The 25990-nt window shown below is 44.5% G+C and carries 28 protein-coding genes and 1 pseudogene; 7 read left to right on the forward strand and 22 right to left on the reverse strand.

Translation table 11 applies throughout. From position 1 onward, the window contains the following. Positions 1-8 precede the first annotated feature (8 nt). The 7 genes from BMX91_RS03700 to BMX91_RS03725 all read right to left on the reverse strand — a co-directional run bounded on the left by BMX91_RS03700 (position 9) and on the right by BMX91_RS03725 (position 5274). Positions 9-356 carry a pyridoxamine 5'-phosphate oxidase family protein gene (locus BMX91_RS03700; protein WP_245744277.1) on the reverse strand — a complete coding sequence of 116 codons (348 nt, stop codon included), beginning with the start codon at positions 354-356 and terminating at the stop codon, positions 9-11. Next, positions 241-510 carry a fumarylacetoacetate hydrolase family protein gene (locus BMX91_RS15875; RefSeq protein WP_245744231.1) on the reverse strand — a complete coding sequence of 90 codons (270 nt, stop codon included), beginning with the start codon at positions 508-510 and terminating at the stop codon, positions 241-243. Before BMX91_RS15875 ends, BMX91_RS03700 begins: the two co-directional genes overlap by 116 nt. A gap of 214 nt (positions 511-724) precedes the next feature. Next, a complete protein-coding gene (locus tag BMX91_RS03710; protein WP_092050058.1) occupies positions 725-1426 on the reverse strand; it encodes a DUF1028 domain-containing protein in 702 nt (233 codons plus the stop codon). A 40-nt stretch (positions 1427-1466) separates the two neighbouring features. Further along, positions 1467-2330 (reverse strand): nitrilase family protein, encoded by an 864-nt coding sequence (locus BMX91_RS03715; protein ID WP_218143872.1) that lies wholly within the window; start codon positions 2328-2330, stop codon positions 1467-1469. 173 nt (positions 2331-2503) lie between these two features. Then, the gene (locus BMX91_RS03720) at positions 2504-3931 is read right to left on the reverse strand and encodes a sodium:solute symporter family transporter (protein WP_092050062.1); all 1428 of its coding nucleotides are present in this window, start codon (positions 3929-3931) and stop codon (positions 2504-2506) included. Further along, positions 3912-4049, reverse strand: coding sequence for a hypothetical protein (locus BMX91_RS15695; RefSeq protein WP_177168254.1), 138 nt, complete (start codon positions 4047-4049; stop codon positions 3912-3914). The genes BMX91_RS03720 and BMX91_RS15695 overlap by 20 nt, the downstream gene beginning before the upstream one ends. A 61-nt stretch (positions 4050-4110) precedes the next feature. Then, entirely contained in the window at positions 4111-5274 is a 1164-nt protein-coding gene (locus tag BMX91_RS03725) for a M20 family metallopeptidase (protein ID WP_143059344.1), read from the reverse strand. Positions 5275-5418: 144 nt separating this feature from the next. On the opposite strand from BMX91_RS03725, the gene BMX91_RS03730 reads away from it, so the two are divergent. Next, positions 5419-7026: a PucR family transcriptional regulator gene (locus BMX91_RS03730; RefSeq protein ID WP_092050065.1), complete on the forward strand. Its 1608-nt coding sequence runs from the start codon at positions 5419-5421 to the stop codon at positions 7024-7026. Positions 7027-7555: 529 nt separating this feature from the next. Here BMX91_RS03730 and BMX91_RS03735 read toward each other — a convergent pair. The 11 genes from BMX91_RS03735 to BMX91_RS03785 form a co-directional block, all read right to left on the reverse strand. Beyond that, complete coding sequence (locus BMX91_RS03735; protein WP_092050067.1) at positions 7556-8032, reverse strand: pyridoxamine 5'-phosphate oxidase family protein; 477 nt, start codon at positions 8030-8032, stop codon at positions 7556-7558. 260 nt (positions 8033-8292) lie between these two features. Beyond that, a complete protein-coding gene (locus BMX91_RS03740) occupies positions 8293-9450 on the reverse strand; it encodes a CaiB/BaiF CoA transferase family protein (RefSeq protein WP_092050068.1) in 1158 nt (385 codons plus the stop codon). A 20-nt stretch (positions 9451-9470) separates the two neighbouring features. Next, complete coding sequence (locus BMX91_RS03745) at positions 9471-9929, reverse strand: MaoC family dehydratase (RefSeq protein ID WP_092050070.1); 459 nt, start codon at positions 9927-9929, stop codon at positions 9471-9473. A gap of 5 nt (positions 9930-9934) precedes the next feature. After that, the gene (locus BMX91_RS03750) at positions 9935-10819 is read right to left on the reverse strand and encodes an HpcH/HpaI aldolase/citrate lyase family protein (protein ID WP_092050071.1); all 885 of its coding nucleotides are present in this window, start codon (positions 10817-10819) and stop codon (positions 9935-9937) included. Then, positions 10816-11592, reverse strand: coding sequence for an IclR family transcriptional regulator (locus tag BMX91_RS03755; protein ID WP_177168255.1), 777 nt, complete (start codon positions 11590-11592; stop codon positions 10816-10818). The genes BMX91_RS03750 and BMX91_RS03755 overlap by 4 nt, the downstream gene beginning before the upstream one ends. A gap of 20 nt (positions 11593-11612) precedes the next feature. Further along, positions 11613-12905, reverse strand: coding sequence for a TRAP transporter large permease (locus BMX91_RS03760; protein ID WP_092050075.1), 1293 nt, complete (start codon positions 12903-12905; stop codon positions 11613-11615). After that, positions 12902-13426: a TRAP transporter small permease gene (locus BMX91_RS03765; RefSeq protein ID WP_092050076.1), complete on the reverse strand. Its 525-nt coding sequence runs from the start codon at positions 13424-13426 to the stop codon at positions 12902-12904. The genes BMX91_RS03760 and BMX91_RS03765 overlap by 4 nt, the downstream gene beginning before the upstream one ends. A gap of 73 nt (positions 13427-13499) precedes the next feature. Beyond that, the gene (locus tag BMX91_RS03770) at positions 13500-14552 is read right to left on the reverse strand and encodes a TRAP transporter substrate-binding protein (RefSeq protein ID WP_092050078.1); all 1053 of its coding nucleotides are present in this window, start codon (positions 14550-14552) and stop codon (positions 13500-13502) included. A 39-nt stretch (positions 14553-14591) separates the two neighbouring features. After that, positions 14592-14942 carry a cupin domain-containing protein gene (locus tag BMX91_RS03775; RefSeq protein WP_177168256.1) on the reverse strand — a complete coding sequence of 117 codons (351 nt, stop codon included), beginning with the start codon at positions 14940-14942 and terminating at the stop codon, positions 14592-14594. 408 nt (positions 14943-15350) lie between these two features. Further along, the gene (locus BMX91_RS03780; protein ID WP_092050081.1) at positions 15351-16955 is read right to left on the reverse strand and encodes an FAD-dependent monooxygenase; all 1605 of its coding nucleotides are present in this window, start codon (positions 16953-16955) and stop codon (positions 15351-15353) included. Positions 16956-16981: 26 nt separating this feature from the next. Further along, positions 16982-17641, reverse strand: coding sequence for an aspartate/glutamate racemase family protein (locus BMX91_RS03785; protein ID WP_092050083.1), 660 nt, complete (start codon positions 17639-17641; stop codon positions 16982-16984). A gap of 147 nt (positions 17642-17788) precedes the next feature. On the opposite strand from BMX91_RS03785, the gene BMX91_RS03790 reads away from it, so the two are divergent. From BMX91_RS03790 to BMX91_RS03815, 6 genes are read left to right on the forward strand one after another with little or no spacing between them, the layout of a single operon-like run. After that, a complete protein-coding gene (locus BMX91_RS03790; RefSeq protein WP_092050085.1) occupies positions 17789-18676 on the forward strand; it encodes a fumarylacetoacetate hydrolase family protein in 888 nt (295 codons plus the stop codon). Positions 18677-18708: 32 nt separating this feature from the next. After that, positions 18709-19725 (forward strand): TRAP transporter substrate-binding protein, encoded by a 1017-nt coding sequence (locus tag BMX91_RS03795; RefSeq protein WP_092050087.1) that lies wholly within the window; start codon positions 18709-18711, stop codon positions 19723-19725. Between the two features lie 22 nt (positions 19726-19747). Further along, positions 19748-20323, forward strand: a complete 576-nt coding sequence (locus tag BMX91_RS03800; RefSeq protein WP_092050089.1) for a TRAP transporter small permease — start codon at positions 19748-19750, stop codon at positions 20321-20323. Beyond that, the gene (locus tag BMX91_RS03805; RefSeq protein ID WP_092050090.1) at positions 20320-21627 is read left to right on the forward strand and encodes a TRAP transporter large permease; all 1308 of its coding nucleotides are present in this window, start codon (positions 20320-20322) and stop codon (positions 21625-21627) included. The genes BMX91_RS03800 and BMX91_RS03805 overlap by 4 nt, the downstream gene beginning before the upstream one ends. Positions 21628-21656: 29 nt before the next feature. Further along, positions 21657-22451 (forward strand): IclR family transcriptional regulator, encoded by a 795-nt coding sequence (locus BMX91_RS03810; protein WP_177168257.1) that lies wholly within the window; start codon positions 21657-21659, stop codon positions 22449-22451. Then, the gene (locus BMX91_RS03815) at positions 22444-23349 is read left to right on the forward strand and encodes a VOC family protein (protein WP_092050095.1); all 906 of its coding nucleotides are present in this window, start codon (positions 22444-22446) and stop codon (positions 23347-23349) included. Before BMX91_RS03810 ends, BMX91_RS03815 begins: the two co-directional genes overlap by 8 nt. Before the next feature lie 732 nt (positions 23350-24081). Here BMX91_RS03815 and BMX91_RS03820 read toward each other — a convergent pair. The 4 genes and pseudogenes from BMX91_RS03820 to BMX91_RS03830 form a co-directional block, all read right to left on the reverse strand. Beyond that, positions 24082-24579 carry a hypothetical protein gene (locus BMX91_RS03820; protein WP_092050097.1) on the reverse strand — a complete coding sequence of 166 codons (498 nt, stop codon included), beginning with the start codon at positions 24577-24579 and terminating at the stop codon, positions 24082-24084. 4 nt (positions 24580-24583) lie between these two features. Further along, positions 24584-25330 carry a DUF6731 family protein gene (locus BMX91_RS15995; RefSeq protein WP_322787447.1) on the reverse strand — a complete coding sequence of 249 codons (747 nt, stop codon included), beginning with the start codon at positions 25328-25330 and terminating at the stop codon, positions 24584-24586. Further along, positions 25264-25566, reverse strand: coding sequence for a hypothetical protein (locus BMX91_RS15885; RefSeq protein WP_245744233.1), 303 nt, complete (start codon positions 25564-25566; stop codon positions 25264-25266). Before BMX91_RS15885 ends, BMX91_RS15995 begins: the two co-directional genes overlap by 67 nt. 202 nt (positions 25567-25768) lie before the next feature. Beyond that, positions 25769-25948: pseudogene (locus BMX91_RS03830) on the reverse strand (pyridoxamine 5'-phosphate oxidase family protein); the annotation flags it as partial. Positions 25949-25990 lie beyond the last annotated feature (42 nt).

Raw genomic sequence — 25990 nt, forward strand, 5'->3', positions numbered from 1 at the left:
TTCATTCATTACTTATCCAATTCCAACGTCTCATTAATCTCCGCCGACTCTGCATCTTTCCCAGTCATCCGCTTATACATAAACGCGATGTTCTTCACGAGACTGCCGCTCTCCCAGTACTCGGCAGCTTCGGCTTTAACTTTTATTAGGATGACGTCGGGATCGTCGTAAGTGGTTTGCATGATTTTCTCGTAGGCTTTGCTCCAAAGTTCTTCTTTCTTGGCCATGTCTTCAACGATTTCAGCCCGGCCGCGGATGGAGACGTAGGATTTTCCGGCGTAGGCGACGTTGACGTCTTTGTTGTGGAGGATTTCTTTGTATTTGTCGGTTTCTTTCTTGATCGATGATTGTTGTATAGCTGGCGATATAATCCATCGCGTCTGCTTCTTCCACATCCTTGCATACCTTACCGATGATAACTCCCAGCTCTGCTTCAGAAATCGTCCGTTCAGATTGGCGGGGAATGTTGAGCGTCTCGCCGGGTCCGATGATGGTCGTCGTCGGTTTCATGAAGCTCGCCGGCTCGGTGTTCGGAGCGATTCACCGAGATCCGATGCGTGGCCTACATAATTCAGTCCGTTTCCTCAGATTTTCGAAGGATTGCGGCAGCGGTTGGTAGTCGAGAGACGCCGTGTCCGCCCCTGCAATCATCCCGTTCTGGATCTTCTCTTTCCTTTCCCGGTTGAACCAGTTCATATTCCTCAGCTACCACAACTTTAAAAACTTATTGGTCTATGAGGATACCAATTTGCTTTTGTGTTTCTTTATCAAACTTTCCTTTGGGGTTTGCTTTAGTCGGCAGTGTTCCGTGGAAAGGGAATAATTCTCTTTTGGCCACTTCATATATTCGCCGAAGTTCACTTACAGGGTCTTCATGTTCATCGACTCTTAAATCAACTAACGGATAGTCTTCTGAAGAATAAACGAGTACTGCAGCCGATTGTCTGCCACGCTTATCACCTCCAGCGGCTTGACCTTCCTCTAGCGCCTTTATTAATCGGTCCGCTAGAGGGAGAGTCTGATTTTCCTCGAATCCTCTCTGAGTTTCCAGAATAGTTTTTTCGCCTACCAGCATGTTACCTGCTATAGCGAATCCATCGCCTACTACATCGCCGAACCACCCATCACATTGTTCTCCGGTAAATGCTACGGTGTTGCCATTCTTATCTACTACCGTAAACTGTCTGATTGAAGGCTCTGGGTCTTCCTTTATCAAAAGCTCTTTGACCTCTTGTGCAGTCATTCCTTGTTCAAGGTATTTCAGACCATTAATACCTATATAGGGATTCACAAAGGACTGTGTTGCGATCGCTCCTACGCCTGCTTTGACAAAGGGGCAGAGTGATCCAACAGCCGGAACCTTAGTCGTTACTGCCACCCCAAGCTGATTGGTCTTCTTGCAGATTGCTGCTATAGAAAATGTCATCCGGGATTTCTCCTTTGATTACTGAATTTTCCTCTGTTATTTAATTCAATATTTTGGATTCATCAAGACTATAAACTTCCTCACGTCGGTCTCCTAAAATGTGATTTTGCTTACTTAACTTGCGTGCGCTCTCAACCTCCTCAAGATTAAGAGTCGCTGTGATGATTTCCTCTTTATCGAAGCTGGCTGGTCCGCTTTCAATTGCTCCGGTAGGACGAATAATCAGGCTGTTCCCTAAAAATCGTCTTTCTCTTTCCACACCTACACGATTTGCAGCAACAATAAATACACCATTTGTATGCGCGCTGGCCATGCAAATATGGACTACCACCGGTGTATCTCCCTGTCTGTAGTCTGGCAGTGGGACCCAGTTTGTACACACTGCAACTATTTCGGCGCCATTCAAAGAACACATTCTGAAAATCTCTGGGAACCAAACATCATAGCAAATCAGCAAGGCAACCTTGCCTATCGGAGTATCAAATACAGGTACCCCTGACTCCCCTGGAACAAAGAAATTTTTCTCGTCATCCCATAAGTGTACTTTTCGATATGAACCGATTAATCCATTTGGTCCGATTAATACTGCTGAATTATATAAAATCTCCCCGTCCCTTTCGTTTATACCAGCCGCAATATATACGTCATTTTCTTTGGCGCACGCTTCCCATGCTTTAATCGTTTCTCCCTTTTCACTTACGACAGGTTCTGATAGATCAAACGCTTCTTTCTTGCTATTAAATACATATCCACTATTGCAGAGTTCAGGTAGGACAACCAATTGTGCCCCATTCTTGGATGCTTCTTTTATTAATTCAATAGAGCGATTGATATTCTCTTGTTTTTTTCCGACTTTAGGATCAAATTGACAGCATGCGACCTTTGTTTGGGACTTTGTCGTCATAATATTTCTCACCCTCATTACATTATTTTTTAGGAATTCAAATAAATTTTTTTCTTACCAAACCTCGTTTTTCTTTATTTCATACAGGAAGTATAAAAATACAGCAATCATAAGAAGAGCTGAAATAATTATACTTCCCCATACCATTATTTTGAAAAACAATAATGAAACTATCATTTGTTTTCCTCCTGTCCCACACCAGCTAGTTCAAGCCTTTTCCAATCAAAATTATCAGGCTTCAGCATACTACCGACCCAACATACAAGGAACGAGACATAACCGCTTACTACAACTCCTTGAAGCGACCCAACACTGTAATAAACGATGTACCCGGTAATAATTGCCGAAATAGCTGCGACGAATGACATATTTGGATTTAACTTCTTCCAGAAGAGACCGTACATAATAGGGAAAATCAATGCAGCGTTAACTACACCCAAGAAAAATAACATTTGCAACATTGAGGTGATTTTCGGTAAACTCACCAGCAACCCCAACACACCAATAGCAATTGTTAATTTCTTTGCAAATGATAACTGCTGATCATTGGTTGCTTTCGGTTTAAATTTCAAATAAATATCATTCAGAATTAGTGATGTAATGGAATTTAGCAATGCTGCTATCGATGAAGCAAGCGCTGCCCAAACCCCAATTAAGAATGCCCATGAGGCGAATTCCCCACCGTAGATTTCAGCAATAAACGGAGCAACCTGGTTTACTTCTTTCGGTGCTTGTTGTGTACCAATTGCTACAAATGCCAATGTGGCAACGGCGATAGGGACAAAAAACCATCCAATCCCTGATAGAGAAAAAATCTGAGTTACCTTATCTTTTCGAATTGCATATGCTCGCTGCCAAAATGTATTATCCATAAACACTTCTCCTATTCCCAGAATAGGACCTGCAAATAAGAGAAGAAGGCCTGCAGGAGCTAGTAGATCCAGTGATCCAAGATCGAATGCTTGCATTCCTTCATAGACAGGGCTTACTCCTACGGTTAGATAAACCAGAGGCGGAACCACAACAATTACTACTAGTATTAGCATAACTTGGAAAAATGCCAACCCAGTAACCGAAGAAAAACCGCCCATCGTCGAATAGACAATTACAATAAAAAAGGTCAATATTACTGCCAATTCGTAGGGAATGTCAAATACCTGCTCAAGGAGAAGTCCTCCCCCTATGCCTTGAGTCATTAAAAAGCCGAATACCCATACTAATGACAGCACTATAAATAAGTTATAATTTTTAGTATCGAATCTGTGTCTAAAAAAGTCTCCTACTGTTCGGCCGTTGGGAACCACTTCATGAATTCGTTTAGCTAATGGTGCAAAAGCAATGACTGCAACTCCTCCTAGCGCAGCGTACCCTAACGCGCCTAGGATTCCGTCATTATAAGCAGCCTCAGGACCTGCCATTACTGTGTTGCCGGTAATCCAAAATGCTAAAAGGGAGGTAGTCCCGAATGCTACACCTAGTTTTCCTCTCCCCCCTACATATTCATCGATTGAAGAAACCTTTCGGGAGATATACCAACTACTAATGATAAATACCGCACCTAATGCAAGGATGATTAGTACATTAATCCAAAGAGAGCTCATTTTCAGGCTCAACTCCTTTTGGCTCTACTTCTTCTTTATAGAGTCCGAAATATGTTCCAAATGCAGAGACTAAAGTAATGATAAACAATACAATACTTGCAATGATCCAACCAATCATCGTCTTTCCTCCTTTGTCATCTCAAGACAGTAAATTAAAGATGGAAGATTATCACACCATCCTATATTGCGGCAGTTCGTGCACTTTCTTGGTAAACACGTATGGCCTCCATGTAAAAAGCTACTGACTTTTCCATGTTGGCAATGGATATTGATTCATCTGGTTGGTGAGCCAGCTCAGGATCACCGGGGCCATATAAGATAATTGGGACATTCATATGCTTCCTAAACACTGAGCCGTCGGTATAGTAGTTAGCTCCCAAATAACGCCCCTCTTCGGTCTGTACTCCATTCAATAGATGTAACCTTCTAATGAAATCGCTGTCATTTTCATTAGAGAGGGGCTCGAGATTATGGATGATAGAATACTCGGCCTTAAAATTGGGAATCGTGTTGGTCAATTCTTTGAGAATTAACCCGATTTCAGTGCAAATTGACTTATTCTGAGAGGCGGTAATCGTTCTGAAGTCTAATTGGGTTTTACAAAGATCAGGTACAACATTTGTCGCCACTCCACCACTGACTGTATTGAGACTATAGCTCATTTTTCCTAAGACCGGATGTTCTTCCTCTTTATTCAGTTGTTTAAGCCGGTTGATAAGATAGACCATAGAATCAACTGCGTTGATCCCTTCATAAGGCATTGAGCCGTGAGCAGTTTTCCCATAGGTACTAATTTCGACCCATAATGCACCTTTATGCGCGACGTATACATTTAGCGCGCTTGGTTCTGCTATGATCATCGTTCCCGGGTTTTCGAGCAGACCACTTTCCACAGCAGCCACAGCTCCTGCACAATCGACTTCCTCCCCAACCGTTCCTAGAAAAATAAGATCCTGATTGAGTTCATATCCGCTTTCCTTGATTGCCACCATTGACTCAAGAAGTGCGGCTATGCCACCTTTCATGTCAGTTGTACCTCTTCCATATATCCTGCCATTCTCGATCTCAGCTCCGAACGGTTCAGTAGTCCAAGCTACTTCGCCGACCGGTACTGTATCTAGATGCCCGTTGAAATACACCTTACTTAATGTGGAATCCCTACCCCTGAGTTTGACAGTGACATTCGCGCGTTTTTCATCCAACGTGTGAATGTCACACTCTAGACCATGTGTTGAGGCGAACTCACAAATGTACTGCGCTACTTCCAACTCATTACCGGGCGGATTGACGCTATCAATCCGTACCAACCCCTGAAGCAGTTCCACCATTCTTTGTCTGTTCACAGACTTTCCCCACCCCCATTTCAGACAAAGCTGACTTTTCCGTCTATTTGTCTGTAAATTTTACTCTACATCAGATACAATTGGACTTGGTAACAAATAAAGAAACTAATTATTGTATTTTTATCTAAATAGAGGGGGGATATCTTGTTACTTAAAGACTTAATCGGCTTGCCGTCATTTAACAAATCTGATGTGTTGACTGTCTGTCCTTTGTCAGACGAAATAAAAAATGTCACTTTCATTGATTCCCCCGATGGCAGCGGATGGATTAAGGAAGGTGACTTTGTCTTAACTACAGGCTACTTTGCTTCAGGCTCCGAAGACTGGGAGGAACGGTTTCATAACTTCATTGATGGATTAATACAAAAGAGAGGAGCAGCCCTTGGTGTTAAGATCGGAAGGCATATTCCTTATCTTCCTGAATCAGTAAGACGCCATGCAAATGAACGGAATTTCCCCATCATTAAGCTAAACAACGAACCTTCCTGGTCAGATTTCCTTTGGGAGATTACCCATGCCCTATCGGAAGCCAAGGACGACGAACTCCGACAAATGAATACGGTATACGAAAAATTTCATGAACATATGAAAGCCAAAGGAAGTATTACTGACTTGGCTAGAGTGCTGTATAGCATCATTGAGCAGCCATTAACTATTTACCTAAAAAAAACGGATATTAGAGTCGATTATCCTTCTAGTCCCTCCCGTGACATTAATTTAAATTATCTCGTGACAACTGTTTTCAACAGTATCAGTAATGACATTCAGTCAGTAAAATACGGTGAGACAGTATTTAAGATTAAATGGATTAATGAAAAAAGCACACTCGAGGGCGGTATTTTTATTTGGTCAGATACCAGTGAACTGACTCCAAAACAAAAGATTGCAATCGAGCAGGCTGCCATGATTGCTAATCTAGAGGTGGAGCATCAGAACAATATTAAGTCTATCGAACAACGGCATTTGAATGAATTTATTCTGGAACTGTTGAAGGGAACTTCTGAGAATCTTGAATTTATCAAAGACAAGATGTGTGACTTGGACCTTGATATCGCCGATTTCTATCGAGTGCTGATGATTAACACTGAACAAGGAAACTTTTCCTCGGAGTACAATTATTTAAGCCGTATACAATCGATTTCCAAATTGAACATAGAGCAGACTCTTGTTGGTCAAGATCGTTACAATAATTTAATTATTATTTTGCCGGATGAACAGTCAGAAGCAGCCTTTTCATTAATTCTCAGATATATGAGAACTAATTATCCAAGCATTAAAATTATGAGCGGATTGAGTCGCCCATATTCAATTGACCAATTGGCACACGCCTATCGAGAAGCAACAATTTCGCTGACTATCTCGAAAGAGAATAAAATTAAAAAAGACCTACTTCAACTAACCCGTTTTGAAGATTTGGACTTGGAACGAGTTTTATTCTCCGAGAATATATTAAAAGAGATGAACCAAGTCTACAAAGAAACTTTGCATAAAATTAGAGAACATGACATTAATCATTCTTCTGCTCTATTCGAGACCCTTTGTTGCTACCTAGAAAGTAACATGAATGTTGAACGTACGGCGCAGCAGTTATTCATCCATAAAAACACTGTCAGATATCGCCTTAAACTAATAGCCACATTGCTAAACATGAGTCTTGATTCAGTCAATACAATAGTACTTTGCAAGATTGCTTTGAATTACTATTACTTTAGGGACACGAATATCATTCCTACCTTTAGCGCTTTATCATAAGTGTAAGGTAGATTCGGCATGAACCTTCCTTCATCAGCTACTAAAAAGTGGCCTTTCCTGCTACTTTGAATTCCATTTCTACAGTTGATTTTTACTCTTCCAAGTTCAGCGTTTCAATGATCCCAGCCGACTCGGTATCCTGAATAGTAGTTTTTGATAAGATTACCCCTCTTTCTTTATTTGCTACAAATTTTTGTTATAACTTATCCCTATGTGGTTGTAACCCCCGTAGCTTATGTAGGGATTCGAATAAGATGTAGATGTGATTTGTTGGAGCAGTCGAAATGCCTCGCACACAAAAAACCTGGCCCACCCATCAAAGTCAAAATAATCTACGGATTCTGTGGCCTCAGCTTCCCTGCATCGTTCGCCTCCATCGATAAGACAGATATTTGGAGGGAATACTACCGCTTGCTGGTGTGCTACATCATCTGGCTAGCTGGAGTTAAGCACAGTTACAGCTAGTCTGTATCTTGCTCATAATGAAATGAAAGCAGCCACATAGGCTGCTTCTCATCTTTATTAAAATTTACTTATCCAATTCCAACGTTTCATTAATCTCCGCCGACTCCGGATCCTGCCCAGTCATCCGCTTGTACATAAACGCGATGTTCTTGACTAGGCTACCGCTCTCCCAGTATTCCGCAGCTTCAGCTTTCACCTTGATCAGGATGACGTCTGGGTCGTCGTAGGTGGTTTGCATGATTTTCTCGTAGGCTTTGCTCCAGAGTTCTTCTTTCTTGGCCATGTCTTCGACGATTTCAGCCCGGCCGCGGACGGAGACGTAGGATTTGCCGGCGTAGGCGACGTTGACGTCTTTGTTGTGGAGGATTTCTTTGTATTTGTCGGTTTCTTTCTTAGTGAAGAACCAGAGGTCGCCGTCGAATTCGACTTCCTGTGTTTTCATCGGGCGGGAGACGAGCCCTTCGTCGGATACAGTCGTCAGCATCGCCGTATCGACGCCTTTGATCAGGTCTCTCAGCGTTTCCATTTCTTCTTGTTTCATCGAATCACCTCATTTATGTTATAGAGATAGATTACCCGTTCTATGAGTCATGTATTCAGTTACAAGGTAATCACTCAGACCACCAAGGTAATCACTCACGCCCCAATGGTAGGAACTCATGTGGGGTGAGGTGGGAACTGGGGGTGGGATAGGTAGGGATTCAGGTACCCATTGGTAGTGATTGGGGAGTGATAGCCCTAAAAACTACGAAATAGCAGCCGCATGGGCTGCTATTCTAGATTCATTCTAATACACCTTTTCTAATCTCGCTTAATCCCTTCCCTAATCCCATTCAATACCTCATCCGTATGCTCTCCCAACCCAGGCGCCAGCCTTTCAGATGCGGTAGGAGTAAGACTGAATTTAACGGGGAACTTCATATCCACAACTGTTCCCTCAGCAGGATGTTCTTTTTCATTAAAGAAGTTTACAGCGTTTAGATGCGGGTCTTGCCGCAAATCTTCTGGCGTATTTATATTTGTGCATGGGATATCCGCAGATTTTAATATCGATAACCATTCATCAGTTGATTTGGTTCTAATGATGTCTTCTACCGTCTGATAAACGAAGTCAATGTTTGCGGTTCGTGCATTGATATCCACGAACCGCTCATCCCCCACCAAATCTTCTCTGCCGGATACTTCAATAAAGTTCTTCCAATGCTTGTCATTATAAATCATTACCCCGATATATCCGTCAGTCGTCTGGTATGGCTTACGATACGGGGATACCACACGGGAATAGTAGCTATCGCCTAATGGTGGGTTATAAGTTTTTCCATATAGATGCTCTGTCATCGTGTAGCCAACCATAGATTCGAACATGGGTACTTCAATTTCCTGACCAATGCCACTGACTTCCCTTTGGTAAAGCGCTGCTAAGACCGAGCTCAACCCGATTAGGCCAGTCGTCTTATCTGCGAGAACAGTTGCAAGATACTGGGGCTGGCCGTTAATCTTCCCTTGGGCTGAGGCCATCCCGGATGCAGCTTGGATGATGTCGTCATATGCTGGACGACCAGCATATGGACCATCCTCCGAGAAACCATACATGCCACAGTAAATGATTCGTTCATTCACCGCCTTAAAGTCTGCGTAGGCCAATTTGAGTCGCTTCATGGAAGCCGGCCTCATCGTATGGACAATAATATCCGCCTGTTCAGCCAGCTTTAAGATGGCATTCCGGCCTTCTTCCGACTTTAGATCGAGTACCACGCTTCTCTTGCTGCGGTTTAAATGTAGAAATAGACTTCCTAGTTCACCGCTATTTGAAGGCCCCAAGTATCGGGTCGTGTCACCGGTGGGCGGTTCGATCTTGATCACATCCGCCCCCATGTCTCCTAACATGAGCGTACAATAGGGACCCATCACGACGGAGGTCAAGTCCAATACTCTGATTCCCTTTAATGGCCCTTCCATCTGCTTCTCCCCCTTGTTATCTATTTAGTAACCGTTGTTTTCCTAAGCATCATTCCTGCTCGCTTTGATTTAACTACTAGTTCATCCCTCTGATTGTATCCACGGTGCTCAAACCAAACGATTCCACGGTCACCCTTCGATTTTGACTCACGCTTCTCTACTACTTCGGTTTCTGCTCTAATAGTATCTCCAATCCTAACCGGAGCTGGAAATACAGTTTCATCAAACCCTAAGTTGCCTAATGTCGTGCCTTCTGTCAGCTCCCCCACACTAACTCCAACCACGTAAGAAAGGGTAAACAAACTGTTCACAATCCTAGTGCCGTGAATGGTCTGCTTTGCAAATTCTTCGTCCAGATGAAGGGATTGTGTGTTGTGGGTTAGAGTCGTGAACAGCAGGTTGTCTGTTTCCGTCACGGTCCGGTGTGGGCGGTGGTGAAACACACTGCCCACTTTCAATTCCTCAAAGTATTTCCCCATTGTGTTTAAACCTTCTCCCCTAGGCTCTCATGATAAGCTTCCAATACCTGTTCAGCAGTTTTCACATGCGCGTAGTCAATGTGTACCCCTTCATACATGATTGCAGATATACCTTTTGCCTCTGCTTCCCGGAATGCATCGATCATTCCCTGGTAATAAGCTGCTTCATCTTCAGAAGGTGAATACGTACGATTCACAATTGCTGCATTGGAGGGATGGAGAATCAGCTCTCCATCGAATCCAAGCTGTCGATTGAATTCTGCTGCCTTCTCAAGTCCTTCAAGATCGTGAACATCCTGCCAAAGTCCGCCTAGTGGAAGTACGCCTGCAGCACGTGCCGCCATGACAATTTTGGAACGCATATACAGCGTCTCTAGGCCTTCTGCTGACCACTTGTATCCTAGAGCACGCGCAACATCTCCATCTTTAGCTGTTAATCCGGCAATTGCAAAAACGCGCGATACACTTCCAATTTCATATGCAAAATGCATAGACTTTGCCGTTTCAAGAACCGGCAGAAGCTTGATGCTGCCCAGCTGTATCCCCCGTTCCGTCTCCAGTTCGCTGATTCTTTCCGATAACCTCTCCAATTCTTCAGGTTCTTCTGGTTTAGGAAGAACAACGCCTTCCAGCCCTTCCATTACAATGGCCTCTACATCCGCTCGATTAAAACCATCTTCATCCTTGTTAATCCTGACGAATATTCTCTTATTCTGTTTGAAAAGAGAAGGAAGAGCGGATGCCACATTTTCTCTTGCCTGTTCCTTTAAATGAGATGGGACACTATCCTCGAGATCCAAAATATACCCATCGGCATCATAGTTTCTTACTTTTTCAATCCATGCTGCTTTAATTCCCGGAACAAATAATAGCGAACGGGTTAAGTTCATATCATCAACTCCTCTTCCTCTTTACTGGCTTTCGATGACCCTAAAACATAGGAAATGCTTTCTGCAGTCTCTTTCACACTTCTAATGAAGAATTCTTTTTCTTCTTCTTTAAATTCATTGATCGGCATGACGCAAATAATGCTTCCGATTATTACGTTGTTCGCTTTAAATATTGGCGCACCAACACTTAGGGCCCCCTCTTTCCGCTCATTCGACGTAATGGCATACCCATCGTTTTTGATGTACTCCAGTTCCTTTATAACCTTCAATCGCTCGGAAACCGGAACTCCCTCTTGATCTAACACGGCATCAATCTCCTGTTGAGTTAGAAAAGCCAATATAGACTTCCCGCTTGAGGCTACATGGATCGGCTGCAACACCCCGATATCCAGGACATATTGAAGTGCGAAGGAACTTTTTATGCTATCTATAAAAGCTAATTTTCTGTGCTGCGGATAATACAGTGAAAAGTAGACAGGATGCTTCAATTTCGCCTTTAAACCTTCCAAAAATGGCCTTGCAATACTCTTTACATCTACATGTGTAGAAATTAGTGATGACATTCGGATCAGATCCATACCAATCCTGTATTTTTGTGAGGACTCCACAAGCTCCACAATGTTCTCCTCTTTTAATGAGGTCAGCATTCGGTGCAGCGAACTGGGTGGCATTTTCAAATGTCTAGCTAGCTCATTAACTCCCCATTCACTTTTCACGTCAGTGAATGCTCTTAATATTGAAAAGGTCTTTGAAATCACGTTTGGGTTCTTCAAGTACAATCACCAACTTTTTATTAGTCCATCATCATTTCTGGTAGCCATAGAGTAAGGAATGGCATCAGGATAAGCACCAAGAGAATAAGCAAATCCGTTAGGACAAACCAAGTAACCCCTTTAAAACCTTCTGCAGTCTTAACACCGGCAGCTCCAGTAGCAACAAAGACATTCATTCCAACCGGTGGTGTTACAAGCCCGATTTCTACCGTTTTAGTTACAATGATTCCAAACCAGATCGGATCGAATCCTAACGAAACGATAATCGGGAACGTCAGAGGCAACGTGAGGATCAATATTGCAATCTGGTCCATAAAGAATCCTAATATCAAATAAAGGATAATGATGAACGCTAAAATCCAATATCTCGATACATCTAACCCTTCAACAAACACTACCAATTTCTGTGTGACTTGAGTGATTGTGAGGAAGTAGCTGAAAATATGCGCACCAATGATAATCGTCATAATCATGGTGGTGGACTTGATTGTATCGTTCAGCGCGACGCCCATTTTCTTCATACTGAGTCTCCCCATCAGAAGAACGACTAGGAACGTAATAAATGCACCTAAAGCGCCTGCTTCGGTGGCAGTTACAAAACCACTGTAGATTCCTCCGATAACAGCGATGATAATCAGAAGCATCGGCCAGATGTTCTTCAGAGAGGCAAACTTCTCGCGCAGCGTCGGGACGACTTCAATTTTCGGAGCAATTTCCGGTTTCATAGACACCCAAACAAAGATAACTATGATATAACCGAGCGCCGTTAAAATCCCAGGAACTATACCCGCGATCAGCAGGGAGCCCACTCCTGTCTCTGTCAGAATTCCATATAAGATAAGAATGATACTTGGAGGGATCATTACAGCAAGGGTTCCCGACATGCTGATGACACCCATAGTAAACGCTGTGCTGTAATTATACTTTCTCATCTCCGGGGCAGCAGCTTTTGCCATAGCAGCTGCTGAAGCCTGGCTCGAGCCGGATACCGCACCCATCATAGCTCCGGCAAATACAGTGGCAATTCCGAGACCACCCGGCAACCTCCCGAGCCATTTATAGGCCGCATTGAAAAGATCCTTCATGATGCCGCTTACTGTCATAAAGGCGGCCATCAAAATAAACATCGGAATGGCGCTCATAAGAAAGCTTTTCACACTATCATATGGAGTGGTTTGTAAAATACCTAAGAACGAATCAATCCCGCTGAACATAAGAAGGCCAATTGCCCCTGAAACCCCCAACGCAAATGCAATCGGCATTCCAAAAGCCAGGAATAGGACAAGCAATAATAATGGAATTGCTACTGTCATACGATATCCACCTCCTCATCTGCCGGTTTACCGTGTGGTCTTCCGGTTAGAATGAACACGCAGAGAATCAAAAAGCGAATGGCGATCAAGAATGCTCCGACCGGTACCCAGATGTAAGACAGCCACAGGGGGAAATCAATCAATCCAGATGCCACTAGGTTTTTATCCAATGCTTCCATTGTGCTTTGCAATCCCAGATAACCAATAACAATCATTAATGCAGCACCAAGAATATAGAAAATAATATTCAGCATGCCTTGCACTTTAGAGGAAAACCTATCAAACAAGATATCCAAACGGATATGTCCATCTTCCTTTAAAACGTAGCTCATACTGAGGAATACGGTAATTACCATCAGATACATTTCCGTTATTTCATAAGCTCCTGTAATCGATTGGTTAAATATGTATCTGCTGAATGCATCAAGACTTGTTAGCAACATCATTCCAAGCAAAGCGACTTGGGATATTCTTAAGCAGACAAATTCCAATATCGAAAAACCTTTTTCTAACTTCTCCATTGTTTACACCTTCCTTTCTAAAGAAAAAGGCCAAGCCGATAAGACACGCAGCCTGGCCAAAACCTTTTATGCATTAGTTAAGTTCTTCTTGAATAGATCGGTACTTCTCGATCGCCTCATTTGCGTTAATGCCCCTCTTTTCAAGTGACTCGGCCCAGCGATCCCAGACTGGTTCAAGTGCCGTATCCCATTCGGCAGACTCTTCTTCGCTCAGTTCATAGATTTCTACTTTGTCACTGAACTTCTCTGCAAGTTCATTGTCCTTTTCGTCAAGGAACTTGGACAGATACTCTACAGTTTCATCGCCCGCTTGAGCCATCGCTTCTTTCACGTTTTCCGGAAGCGTTTGATAGAGCTTTTCATTAATTGAATAGATAACGGTGAAGCTCCCCAAATTTGCCCCTTTCGTAGAATGCTTTGCAATCGATTCTATTTGGTAAGGCTCAAAACTTGTGAACGGGAATGTCACTCCGTCGACTGTCCCTCTTTCCATCGCCGTGTAAGCTTCAGTTGCAGGCATAAATACCGGAGAGCCACCGAGTTCATCCAGCGCATACTCCATCGTTCCGGTTACTCGTGTTTTCAAACCCTTAAAGTCTTCAAGACTTGTTACCGGCTTCTTCGTCGTGACCAACTGATACTGCGGAATTGCAACTGCGTAAATTGGTCGTACATCATTCGGCAAATATTCCTCTTCAATGAGATAATCTTTCATCAGCTGCCAGATGATCTTTGATCCTTCCTCAGCTGTTGAATAAGCTCCAGGTAGTGTTGCGATTTCTGATAGAGGCAGTTTATCTGTAGCATAAGATGTATAGCCGATATCCACGGTCCGAGAAAGCGTTAAATCCAAGTAGCTGTTCGCTTTCCCAATTTGTTCAGCAGGATAGTATTCGAACTCCACTTGGCCGTCTGTCAGTTCCTCAACTCGGTCCATGTAGTAAACAATTCCTTCTGAAGAAAGATAGTTACTTGTCGGGAATGAATCTGCAACCTTAAGTTTTATTGTTTCTTGTTCGTCTCCACCCGAACCTTCGGATTCAGCACTACTATCTCCGCAGGCTCCTAACATCAGTACAGCAGCAGCGGTAGCCGCGAGTAATACGCCCTTTTTAAGCTTGAACATGATTCTCCTCCTTTTATGTGAACGCTTTCAATTTTGCTGTTAGATTCTTTGCTTTGGCGGCGAGTACATTAAGACAAACTTCAAATTGCCTTCCCCTATGTTTTTCACCTCATGCATCGTCTTCTTAGGAATCCAAACGATATCTCCTTCTCCTAACTCCGCTTCTTCTCCCCCGATTATCACATGCATTTTTCCTTGTAGGATGTACATGGATTGCTCCATATCTTCGTGATCATGCGGATCTGCACTGCCCCCCGGCTCCATTTCCCCAATGATTACTTCCATGTCTTCCATGCCGTCTGCCATACCCGCCAATCGGCGGTTGAATGTACCTTCATGTGCAGGTGGCGTGTACGCTTCTACTTCAGAAACATTTCTCCAGTAAGCCACTAATATCCCCCTCTTCATTCCAATATACGGAATGGCATTCCGTTTGTTAAAAGAAACTTACCATATCCAAACTTAGCTTTCAATGAAATTTCTAAATTATTTTAAAATATTGATTCTGTTTTATACTTACATTAAGTCTTTTATCTTTATTTCTTCTGTTTAAGCCATAGACTTTTCCAGAGCCGCAACCCTTAGTTTACTAAATCACTAATAGGATCCTCAGATGGGCGTAATCACTCATCCCAGAAAGGTAAACACTCAGAAGTCCTTCGTATGGATTTAAATATGAGAGGTAAAAACACAGTTCGCATAGGTAGTAACCCGAACACCCCCAGCTGGGGATTCAGCCCCTCCCAACACAAAAAAAGCAGCCGCGCAGGCTGCTAGGCTGTTTTTTATGTCTTGAATTTATAATGCAACACGATAGCTCTCTTCCAATTGTATTTTCGGTTCCAGAACATCCTCCAGCTGATCTGTAAACGACTCAAATTCTTCTGCACTAAACACACCCATCACGTAAAAGTCCGGTCGTATTAAAACAAATTTATTTAAGTACGGATTCAGGTCATTATGGACGTCTGTCAGCGGGATGCTTTCTTCCATTTCCCTCGTTACAAAATGCTCCGGATAAATCGAGATTTTGTTTGGATTGATTGCTTTCCATACAGGGCTGTCCATAGCGGGAAATGCAATCTCATCCGGCGCTCCTATTTTCAGTAAGTTGAAGCCACTTTTCATATACCGATCAATGGGCACCATCTCGGAATCACAGTCCATATAAGTAGATTGTCTGAACATCTCACCGACCAGCGGCTTTTCGATATCGATAAAGAGTCCTTTTGAGCAGATGGGTTTCGGTTTAAAGCGCATTTCGGTGACGTAGCGCTTTAGTGGAGGTACGATCTTCATCGCCCCAAATGCCGCGTCACGGACCAGCTTTCTCTTTTTGCTGGTCGTCAGAATGAAGTTGCCCATCCTGACGGAAAGACGGATCATCGCTTCCACATGTTCCTTGCGTTCCTTTTCGTAGCTCTCAACTATTGAAGGTGCGGCTTTTCCTTCGGCCGCCAATTTAATCTTCCAGACAATGTTGAATGCATCCCGTACCCCTGAATTAAGCCCTTGGCCTGCGAATGGAGGCGTTAAATGTGCGGAATCCCCGACAAGGACAACACGCCCCTCTCCAAAATTCTCGGCTACAAGTGCATTAAAGACGACGACTGCCTTCTTCACCAGATTTTCCGGTTTGTATTCCGTATAAGGTGCGATCAGTTCAGCGAGTTTTTCATCGCTTAACATTTCCTCCGGATCTTCTCCATCCAGCAACATGAATTCATATCGTCTCTGCCCGAACGCGGTATAGGCATGCATGGCAGGTCGCGGCGGATCGCAGAAAAATGATGTGTGCCGCGTATTTACATCATCGTTTTTCAGATCGACAATGACCCACGGCTCCTCAAAGCTGGAACCGTTTTTCTTGCTTCCCACCTCTTCCAGTTTGATTCCGAGCTGCTTGCGCACCGTGCTTCTTCCACCGTCACACCCCAACAGATACAGGGATTCCAATGTCTTTTCCCCGTCGTCATCCCGCAGCTTCACCTTCACGTAATCATCGTTCTGGTCAAAGCTGATCAGTTCGCTGTTATAACGGATTTCAACATTCGAAAAGCGTTGGACGCCTTCTAGAAGCACTTTTTCAAAAATCGGCTGTACAATCTTGTTGCGCTTTGGATAGCCAAATGACATTTCAGTTGGCCGCACGCTTGCAAACGGTTTCATTTTATTCGAAAAGTAATCGGCTCCCCCTCCCGGTGTAATTACCCGCCTCACTTCCGGATACAAGCCAATCCGATCAATCACACGGAGCGTTTCATCGTCGACCAGGATGGCCTTGGGAATTTCGCTTATCCCGGCATTGCGTTCAATCAATAATGTTTTCATTCCGTACAGGCCACACAAGTTCGCAGCGATGAGTCCGGATGGTCCCGCTCCTGCTATGATGACATCGTACATTCCAATCCCCTCCCTCTTATTTCCGATTACGTTCTGGTCAAGCGCTGCCGCTCTGTCTCTTCCAAACACTCCCGCACATGCTGTGCCGTCGCAGATGCCGCCCCCAATATTGGCACCTCAGACTGAACCAGCTGCCGGACATGCTCGATACTGTATTGAGAAAGCACGATTACGTCGACACGGCTTTCAATTTTTCGGATCAGACGGATCACCTTTTCGTCGTGCTCCTGTTTTCGTCCTTCCGACAGCAGATGAATGGCACCGTCCTCGACTTCGCTGATCACCTGGACATCTGGCCTTTTTTCTTTTAAATAACCGCTGAGGGCAACCGGTGTTGCCGATACAGTCGAAACAAGGCCAATCCTTCCATACTCCAGTGCACGGTCCAAGACAGCCTGGTCAGAACGGAAAATCCGGACCTCTGTGAGCTGCTGAAGATAAGGCACCATACCATTAAAGGCTGAACAGGTCAGTTGAATCAGATCGGCACCGGACTGTTCGGCAAGCCGGACCAGGTCCACAAACCGACTTCTGATTGAGGCAGTTATTTCACCCGCACGCTCCAGGTGAAACAGAAGATCTGAATCCAACAGATGCACATATTCAACGTCAGGAGCGTACCTCCTGAAGGCTTCTTCAATCGGTGCCAATGAATTTGCCGTTGCAGAAATCAATACAACCTTCAAATTACACCCCTTCTTTCACATTATGATAATAATGACGTAATTAACATGATAAATGAATTTTCGAAGAAATCAATAATCATCTATTGATAATTTAAAGATTTTAGAATACAATGACTTCAATCCACTAAACACAAGGGGGTCTTTAAGTTGAAATATGTCAGCTATCAAGTGAACGGTGAAGAGAGTTATGGAGTCCGGGTAGGCAAAGGGATTGCAGATCTAAAATCAAAATACGGAGAAACGTATCCAACATTGAAAGATTTCCTTTCTTCAAAGGAATTTTCCGAAGGCAATCAGCATGAAAATGAAAGCGTTACCTATTCTGAAGAGGAAGTCCAGTTCCTCCCTGTCATCACGAATCCGGACAAAATCTTCTGTATCGGCATCAATTATGAAACACACCGCATTGAAACCAATCGGGAGAAGGCCGGTTACCCTGTCGTCTTCCACAGATTCGCAGAATCTCAAGTCGGCCATAATGAACCGATCCTCTTGCCGGAAGAATCTGATCGGCTCGACTTCGAAGGCGAACTGGCAGTGGTCATTGGAAAGCCGGGCAGAAGAATCAGTAAAGAAGATGCCTATGAGCATATCGCCGGCTACGCGTGCTACAACGACGGGAGTATTCGCGACTGGCAGCATCATACCCACCAATGGGGACCGGGTAAAAACTTTGATGCAACCGGTGGCTTTGGACCTGATCTTGTCACGCGGGATGAAATCGGAGACGGCGAGTCGCTTCGGCTGCAAACCCGCTTGAATGGCGAGGTCATGCAGGACACAACAACGGATCTGATGATCTTCTCTATCCCTGAGCTGATCGAATATGTTTCCTCTTATACGACTCTGCAGACGGGTGACGTCATCGTGTCCGGTACACCTGGAGGAGTCGGAGCCAAACGTAATCCGCCTATATTCATGCAAGAGGGCGATGTAGTAGAGATTGAAATCGAGAAAGTCGGCGTGCTCCGCAATCCGATTGCTGCAGAAGCCAAACAGAAACAGCAAGCCAAAACGGCTGCCCAGTCTGTCTGATCACCGGAAAAACCAATTAAAGGGGGATTATTATGCTTACGAAGAAAAAAGGGGTTCTTGCAGCAGCTTTTCTCGGGGCGTCCGTGCTCATGGGGGCCTGCGGCTCTGCTTCTACCGAAGAGACCACATCACTGAAGCTTTCTCACTTTTGGCCAAGCCACCATATCGTCCATACTCAAGTGTTGGAGAAGTTCGGAAGTGATCTGGAATCCGAGACAAACGGTGCCGTCACACTGGAACTTTATCCGGGCGGTTCTCTCGGGACACCTCCCGAACAGTATGACCTCGCAACAACCGGCACTTCCGACATTTCCCTGAGTGTTCACGGGTACACATCGGGCAAATTCCCGCTGGTCGAAGTCATGGATCTCCCATTTGTTGTGACAAGCTCCGAAGAGGGGTCAAAAAAGCTTTGGGAATTGTACAAGGAGTTCCCTGAACTTCAGGAAGAGCATGGAGACACCCATCCTCTCGCCCTCTTCACCGGTGAACCGAATCAGATCCTGAGCAAGGATAAACCGATTGAGCGTTTGGAGGATCTCCGCGGCCTTAAAGTCCGTTCCCCTTCCACACTTGGAAATGAAATTCTGGAGGCAGTGGGTGCCGTACCGGTTTCCATGCCGGTCAATGACATTTACGAGTCCCTGAACAAAGGCGTAATTGATGCGGCTCTCGCCGGGGTTTCCACAGTCAATGACCTGAACCTTCATGAAGTCGTGGACCATGTCACCATCGCCAACCTTTCCGCTTCTTCAATGTTCATCACGATGAACAAGGATCGTTATGATCAGCTTCCGGAATCGGAGAAAGAAAAGTTTGACGCCCTTTCCGAAACTCTTTCCCAGCAGGCCGGTGCCGCTCTTGACCAAGGCGGACAGGACGGGCTAGACAAAGCCGATGAAGTCGGCATCAGCGTGATCGAACTCTCCTCTGAAGAACAGGATAAATTCGAAAAAGCGCTCCAGCCTGTCATTGACGATTGGATCAAATCCAAAGAAGCAGAAGGCCTCCCCGCACAATCAATCTATGATGCAGCCACCGCAAAGTGATTGCTGAAAAGAGGTGGACAATATGAAAAAAAGCTCTCTGGTTATGGCCAAGCTCGACTCATCCCTTGAAAACAATTCAGGGGATGGGTCACTTCTTATCAGATTCTCTTCCAGTCTGGATAAACTCACAAAAGGCTATAACCGCATTCTCCATGGCCTTTCCTGTGTGCTTCTGTTCGCCATGATGTTTTTGACAGTCTTCGACGTGCTCGGGAGAAACCTGTTCAACAGCCCCATTTTGGGAACCTATGAACTGACCGGATTTGCATTGGCGATCACTGTTTTTTTCAGCCTTGGTGCAGCCCAGCTAAAAGGAGATCACATCGAAGTTGACTTCTTGTTCAAAAAGTTGCCCGAACGTGCTCAAAACGTATGTAATGCGGTCATCTATTTGATATTGACATTGGTTGTACTGCTCACAAGCTGGCAGCTATTTGTATATGCCCAGAGATTATTGCAGGGCAACAACGTCAGCGGAGATCTTGGAATACCGATTTATGTAATCGCTTTCCTTACTACTTTCGGGGCGATCGGTTTCTTTCTTTCCCTCCTGAATAGCTTTGTTCAAAGTGTTGTAAAGGCGGTGAGAGCAGGATGACTTCCGAACTGATCGGCCTCATAGGCGTGCTCGTTCTATTGGCATTGATTTTGGCAAAGTTCTCAGTTGGATTGTCACTGTTTTTGGTAGGCGTGATCGGCGTCACCTATCTTTCCGGCCTGGATGTCGGCCTGTCCCAACTCGGATTGTCGGCTTTCAATACCGCAAACAGTTATTCACTGAGCGTCATACCTCTTTTCATTTTAATGGGGACCTTCATCGCCAATACCGGAATCGGCAAAGATCTATTTGACTCTGTCGACAAATGGATGGGCCACTTCCGCGGCGGACTGGCAATCGCTTCAGTCGGGGCAGCCTCCATCTTTTCCGCCATCTCGGGATCGGGCAATGCCACTACGGCCACTCTGGCCAAGATCTGCATACCGGAGATGCGCAAGCACGGCTACTCCCCCTCTTTTTCGAGTGCGGCAGTTGCTGCGGGCGGGACTCTCGGAGCACTGATCCCCCCGAGTGTTCTCCTGATCATCTACGGGGCACTTACATCTGAACCGATCGGTCCTCTTCTGATCGCCGGGATTGTTCCCGGGGTTTTAATGACCATACTTTTCTTCCTCATGATTTATCTGCAAGTCCGCAAGAACCCGCAATTGGCTCCGCAAAAGACCGAGCGTTATACGGTTAGAGATAAAGTAACCTCTTTAAAAAGTATTTGGCCATTCCTTGTCCTCTTTTTAATGAGTATCGGCGGGATCTATTTCGGGATCTTTACACCAAGCGAAGCCGGCGGAATCGGTGCGGCAGGTGCGTTTCTCATTACACTCTTCACCAAAAGGCTGAGCTTTAAAATGCTTAAGGATTCCCTCGATCAGACTTTGAGGCTCACGGTCATGATCTTCCTGATTCTGATCGGTGCAACATTATTCGGGAAGTTCCTCGCACTGAGCCGGATTCCGACTTACCTTACTTCCCTTGTAGCAGGCCTTGATACATCACCTTACGTGATTCTGGCGCTAATCCTATTGGTGTATTTCGTATTGGGAATGTTCCTTGAAGGGATCGCCATCATGGTCCTCACCCTTCCAATCGTCTATCCGATTATCACTCAATTGGGCTTTGACGGATTATGGTTTGGTGTCATCATGATCATGATTGTAAACTTAGGGGTGTTGACACCTCCGCTCGGTCTCAACATTTACATCATCAGTGGGGTCATTAAGGATGTTCCGATTGAGAAGCTGTTCAGGGGGGTTATCCCGGCTATTGTCACGATGGTCGTATTCATCATCGTCCTTGTCATCTTCCCGGACATCGTCACGTTCCTGCCTGAACTCATCAAAACATAATGGCCCCTTACATCAAAGGAGCAAAGTCAATGTCAAGCATACAAAGAGTGTTGCAGATTCTAGATCTGTTTACAGCAGACAAGCCGATTTGGACGGCTGATGAAGTCATCCAGTTTTTCGGGCTCAGCCAGCCGACCGGTTACCGCTACTTGCGGGAACTGACCCATGCGGGATTACTCGTGAGCGACAACGGGCAGTACTCGATCGGCCCAAAGATCATCAAACTTGATTGCCATATCCGTCAGACCGATCCGGTTATTTCAGCCGGCATTCCTGTGATGAAACACCTTTGCAGCCTGACTCAATGTGAGGTGTTGCTCAGCAATATTTATAACGATGAAGTTCTGATCGCGCATATTGAAACGCCTGAAGGCCATCCGTCCAATGTGATCTATGAGCGCGGACAGCCGCATCCCCTCTTTTACGGTTCCACCTCAAAAGCGATGATTGCCTTTCTGCCCCGCGCGCATATCGCCAGGCTGTATGAATCATATGCCGATGATATCAGCGAAGCAGATATGGGCAACACCTTTGAGGAGTTTAAATCGAACCTGGCGGCGATCAGAAAGCAAGGCTATTACCTCTCACACGGGGAATTGGATGATGGCGTGACAGGCATTGCGGCACCGGTCTTTAAGAACAACACATTAAAGGGGAGTCTGTCCCTTGTGTACAAGACGTCGATGCATGAGATTTATAACGCAGAAAAGCTCATTGAGCTCACGATCCGCGCAGCGCAGGACATCAGCGAATTCTGCTCAACAGAAGAGCAAACGATGAATTTTAAATTACAGGAACTCGAGAGGAGCGGCATACATGATTAAGCCATTTAAACTGGGTTACGCCGAGTTCAATTGTCTGGACGCCGAAAAAATGGAGAATTACTATTCGGATGTCATGGGGATGACGGTAACGGATAAAACCCGAGACACCGTCTACATCAGCAGCGGAACAGACCATCATACGGTTGTCCTGAAACACTCCAACGAAAGTTCGCTTGATATCATCGGCTATCAGATCGAACAGAACGTGGAACTGAACGATGTGGTGAAGATTCTCGTTGCGGAAGGAATCCGCGCAGAAGTAAAGTCAGATGCACGCCCAGGTGTTCATCAGCTGGTGGAACTCCAAGATCCCGACGGCTTCACGCTTCAGCTCTTCCATGAGATTGAAACTCCTGCCCCCGGCTACAAAGAAAATGGCATCAGCCCATTTAAGCTGGGCCATATCGCAATCGGTTCGATGAATGCCAAGAAATCGACTGATTTCTATATGAATGTCTTGAACTTTAGTTACACGGACACCATCGGAACCCGTGCTACCTTCCTGACCTGCAACACGGATCACCATGTTCTGAATGTATCCTCGTTCGGCCATAAAATGATGCATCACATCGCATTTGAACTCAAGGATACAAGTCACCATGTCCGTTCCGCAGACATTCTTGCCAAAAACGAAATGCCGATCGTCTGGGGACCGTCCCGCCATACCGCAGGACACAATATGGCTACCTATCATCATGATCCTGAGCTGAATCTCATCGAGCTCTACATCGATATGGACCAATACATCAAACCGCTCGGCCATTTCGACCCGCGCCCATGGCATGAAGAACTCCCGCTTAAACCACGGGTTTGGGAAGATAACTGTGCATGGTACACCAAGTATGAAACGACCATTCTGGATGCTGTCCTGAAGAAAACTGAACTTCAGCCAATTTAATAGCTGTTCTGTATAAAGTTAAAGCATCCGGCTGAAGGGCCAGATGCTTTTTTGTATTGAGTGATTGTGGCATGACTTTTCTTCTATATCCGTTCTTCCACATAGCCGCCGGCTGGCTCCTGTACTAATTCTGCTTGCGGTAAGCAGTTTATCCTTGCTGACGATGTATGAAGAAGCCGGCTACTAACGACCAGATCATTGCCTTCCGCAACCAGCAGGCATCAGCCCCATATCGCTAGGGATGGATGGCGTTACGACCATCCACAACCTTGTCGCCGTCGGCATCGACATCTCCATAAGCGCCGCAGCAGAAAGCCCTAGGGATATTTATCTACCGCGGATTGAAGGCGCCGACGACTCGGTCAGCCTGTACCTGGCGTGGAACCCGCAGACTACCTCTCCCCTGGCGAAAAGATCCGCCGTGCGGCACAAGCATTTGATAAACCGGAGAAATTAAAAACGTACCCCATTAGGAGGGGTTATGGAGATTTGATAGGCGGACTCTATTCATCTTCTGGGATCACTCCCACAGGAAATAGCACCACACAAGCTTTCGCCCGCCGGTTGCCTTTCACGTCTGGCCAGTCCCTCCTCTGATTCCTAGTTGTCAAGACCAGATGACCCACCAAAAATTGCGGTAAATCAGAAATGGGAGCGGTATTGATAAGCAGAGTCTGTTTGTTCCTTACGCAGCATTGCCGTACTTAAAAATTTTAATTAGTATTCTTTTATTCATTTTCTTGTTTTTCTTGTTGGTGGATCGAAATTTTTGACTATAATATCGGTTACTAACTTTACCGTATAAAACGAACCTAGAGTCATAATCCAAAAAAATGTAAAGAAGACAGACACGCCAATAGCGGAGTAGAACTTATGAGGGGAATATGGTAATACCGATATACCAATAGAAATTATCACTGTTACTAATCCATATTGTATTTGATTCCTTAGACTCAAATATAGCCTTGTTTGAAAGGAAGGCATTATTGCCTTCAACCTGGTAAAAGCAAGGCTCTCTTGAAGTGTTATCACTAGTGTGAGAAAAACACCATTTACCCCTATAACAATGGAGGAAAAAGTAATGGCATTACCTAAGGTAGACCTTATATTCTCTAGAACACCCAAATAATAAAGTATTCCCATTGCAATACCCATCAGAAAACTAATCCGAAAAGAATAACCTTCCCATATACCTTCAAGTTTACCAAGAAGTTTTTCCCTCTTAGTCATATTCTCACTCTCCAATTGGCACTAACACCCTACGAACATCGGGTCTCCTTTCATCATATTTAACTAGAAACTCTTGAAGCAGATATTCATGTCCTACAGTTTGTCTCGGTTCAACTTCAATTGCTATTCTATCTGTCATTCTTGGTTCAATTAAATTTACTACTTCTACCTCAGCGTCTTCATTATAGAGAGCTGTTAATTCAATTTGTGGCCTCTCATCTACTTCAATGTCTTTGAACTGCTCAATAACCTTGATAATATTTTCCGTATCTAACGAGGCCGTTCTTTCAGCTCTACCTAACGAAATAGATAAATCAATATTAACTCCTGCTGATTCATTCAAAATATCACGAGCTTCAGAAAGTAAGTTATCATCTCCTAGATTTGCATCTAACATTACATCTGATCCTTTAATACGTATCTTTTTGAAGTAATCTGCATTTGCTACCCTATCGATTTTTGAGCGGTCAATAATCGGAGCAAGTTTTACTGTAAATGGATGTTCTTCACTTTCACCAATTTCATGCAGGTACCTAAACCTTAATTCAGTTAAGACTTGTTCGGTTTGCTTTATAGTTAATCCATAAAAATTGGATTGAATTGCAACAGCTCCATAAACGGGATCATAAACAATACTATTAAATTCGCCAATAAACTCATCTTGGTTTAAGAGAATATCTTGTTTTATTTCTCCAAATTTCTTTTTGCAGGAATATTTGTTTCCCTTAACTTTGAAAGTTGAAAATGGTATAGATCTCTCTGTTGGTCATAAACGTACGAGTCCTTTTCAACTTCTGAATACTCGCTGCCTATACTTACTGTAGTTTCAAAGGTATTCCGCCTAACCATTAGATAATCTAGAAAGCTTTTCATATCCCAAGTTTCAGCGGCATGAAAGTTATATTCCTCGCCTAGTTCCTCATGAACCTCAGCTTCGGCTGGAATTAATTGAACCTCGAAGTAATTAAATCTTACGTACTTTCTCATCTTCCCCACCCCACTTGAAAAATTCCCCTTTTCAACTAACGTTGATTTGTTAAGGTGTTTAACATTATTATCTCTAAGTATAACATTGTTAATTTTCCCACACCGGAAAGTTCCTTTAGACTTCAAGTGCTAAATAGGAAGGGAGGTATATAGAAGAGCCGCTACCGAACAATTCGGTGGCGGCTGGTTAACTATGGGCTAATACAATTTCTTTATATTTGTCGGTTTCTTTCTTGGTGAAGAACCAGAGGTCGCCGTCGAACTCGACTTCCTGTGTTTTCATCGGGCGGGAGACGAGTCCCTCATCGGATACGGTCGTCAGCATCGCCGTGTCGACGCCTTTTATTAAGTCTCTGAGCGTTTCCATTTCTTCTTGTTTCATCGAATCACCTCATTTGTGTTATAGAGGTAGATTACCCTTTCT

Origin of the sequence: Bhargavaea ginsengi, assembly GCF_900109165.1 — a bacterium.
Lineage (GTDB): Bacteria > Bacillota > Bacilli > Bacillales_A > Planococcaceae > Bhargavaea > Bhargavaea ginsengi.

Excerpts from the sequence above, each read along its gene's own strand:
- BMX91_RS03820 (WP_092050097.1), bottom strand. The coding sequence starts at position 24,579 with ATGACTAAGAGGGAAAAACTTCTTGGTAAACTTGAAGGTATATGGGAA.
- BMX91_RS15695 (WP_177168254.1), bottom strand. The coding sequence starts at position 4,049 with ATGATTGGTTGGATCATTGCAAGTATTGTATTGTTTATCATTACTTTA.
- BMX91_RS03740 (WP_092050068.1), bottom strand. The coding sequence starts at position 9,450 with ATGGAAGGGCCATTAAAGGGAATCAGAGTATTGGACTTGACCTCCGTC.
- BMX91_RS03815 (WP_092050095.1), top strand. The coding sequence starts at position 22,444 with ATGATTAAGCCATTTAAACTGGGTTACGCCGAGTTCAATTGTCTGGAC.
- BMX91_RS03745 (WP_092050070.1), bottom strand. The coding sequence starts at position 9,929 with ATGGGGAAATACTTTGAGGAATTGAAAGTGGGCAGTGTGTTTCACCAC.
- BMX91_RS15885 (WP_245744233.1), bottom strand. The coding sequence starts at position 25,566 with ATGAGAAAGTACGTAAGATTTAATTACTTCGAGGTTCAATTAATTCCA.
- BMX91_RS03770 (WP_092050078.1), bottom strand. The coding sequence starts at position 14,552 with ATGTTCAAGCTTAAAAAGGGCGTATTACTCGCGGCTACCGCTGCTGCT.
- BMX91_RS03760 (WP_092050075.1), bottom strand. The coding sequence starts at position 12,905 with ATGACAGTAGCAATTCCATTATTATTGCTTGTCCTATTCCTGGCTTTT.
- BMX91_RS03765 (WP_092050076.1), bottom strand. The coding sequence starts at position 13,426 with ATGGAGAAGTTAGAAAAAGGTTTTTCGATATTGGAATTTGTCTGCTTA.
- BMX91_RS03795 (WP_092050087.1), top strand. The coding sequence starts at position 18,709 with ATGCTTACGAAGAAAAAAGGGGTTCTTGCAGCAGCTTTTCTCGGGGCG.
- BMX91_RS15875 (WP_245744231.1), bottom strand. The coding sequence starts at position 510 with ATGAAACCGACGACGACCATCATCGGACCCGGCGAGACGCTCAACATT.
- BMX91_RS03710 (WP_092050058.1), bottom strand. The coding sequence starts at position 1,426 with ATGACATTTTCTATAGCAGCAATCTGCAAGAAGACCAATCAGCTTGGG.
- BMX91_RS03735 (WP_092050067.1), bottom strand. The coding sequence starts at position 8,032 with ATGAAACAAGAAGAAATGGAAACGCTGAGAGACCTGATCAAAGGCGTC.
- BMX91_RS03720 (WP_092050062.1), bottom strand. The coding sequence starts at position 3,931 with ATGAGCTCTCTTTGGATTAATGTACTAATCATCCTTGCATTAGGTGCG.
- BMX91_RS03810 (WP_177168257.1), top strand. The coding sequence starts at position 21,657 with ATGTCAAGCATACAAAGAGTGTTGCAGATTCTAGATCTGTTTACAGCA.
- BMX91_RS03750 (WP_092050071.1), bottom strand. The coding sequence starts at position 10,819 with ATGAACTTAACCCGTTCGCTATTATTTGTTCCGGGAATTAAAGCAGCA.
- BMX91_RS03805 (WP_092050090.1), top strand. The coding sequence starts at position 20,320 with ATGACTTCCGAACTGATCGGCCTCATAGGCGTGCTCGTTCTATTGGCA.
- BMX91_RS03780 (WP_092050081.1), bottom strand. The coding sequence starts at position 16,955 with ATGTACGATGTCATCATAGCAGGAGCGGGACCATCCGGACTCATCGCT.
- BMX91_RS03800 (WP_092050089.1), top strand. The coding sequence starts at position 19,748 with ATGAAAAAAAGCTCTCTGGTTATGGCCAAGCTCGACTCATCCCTTGAA.
- BMX91_RS03715 (WP_218143872.1), bottom strand. The coding sequence starts at position 2,330 with ATGACGACAAAGTCCCAAACAAAGGTCGCATGCTGTCAATTTGATCCT.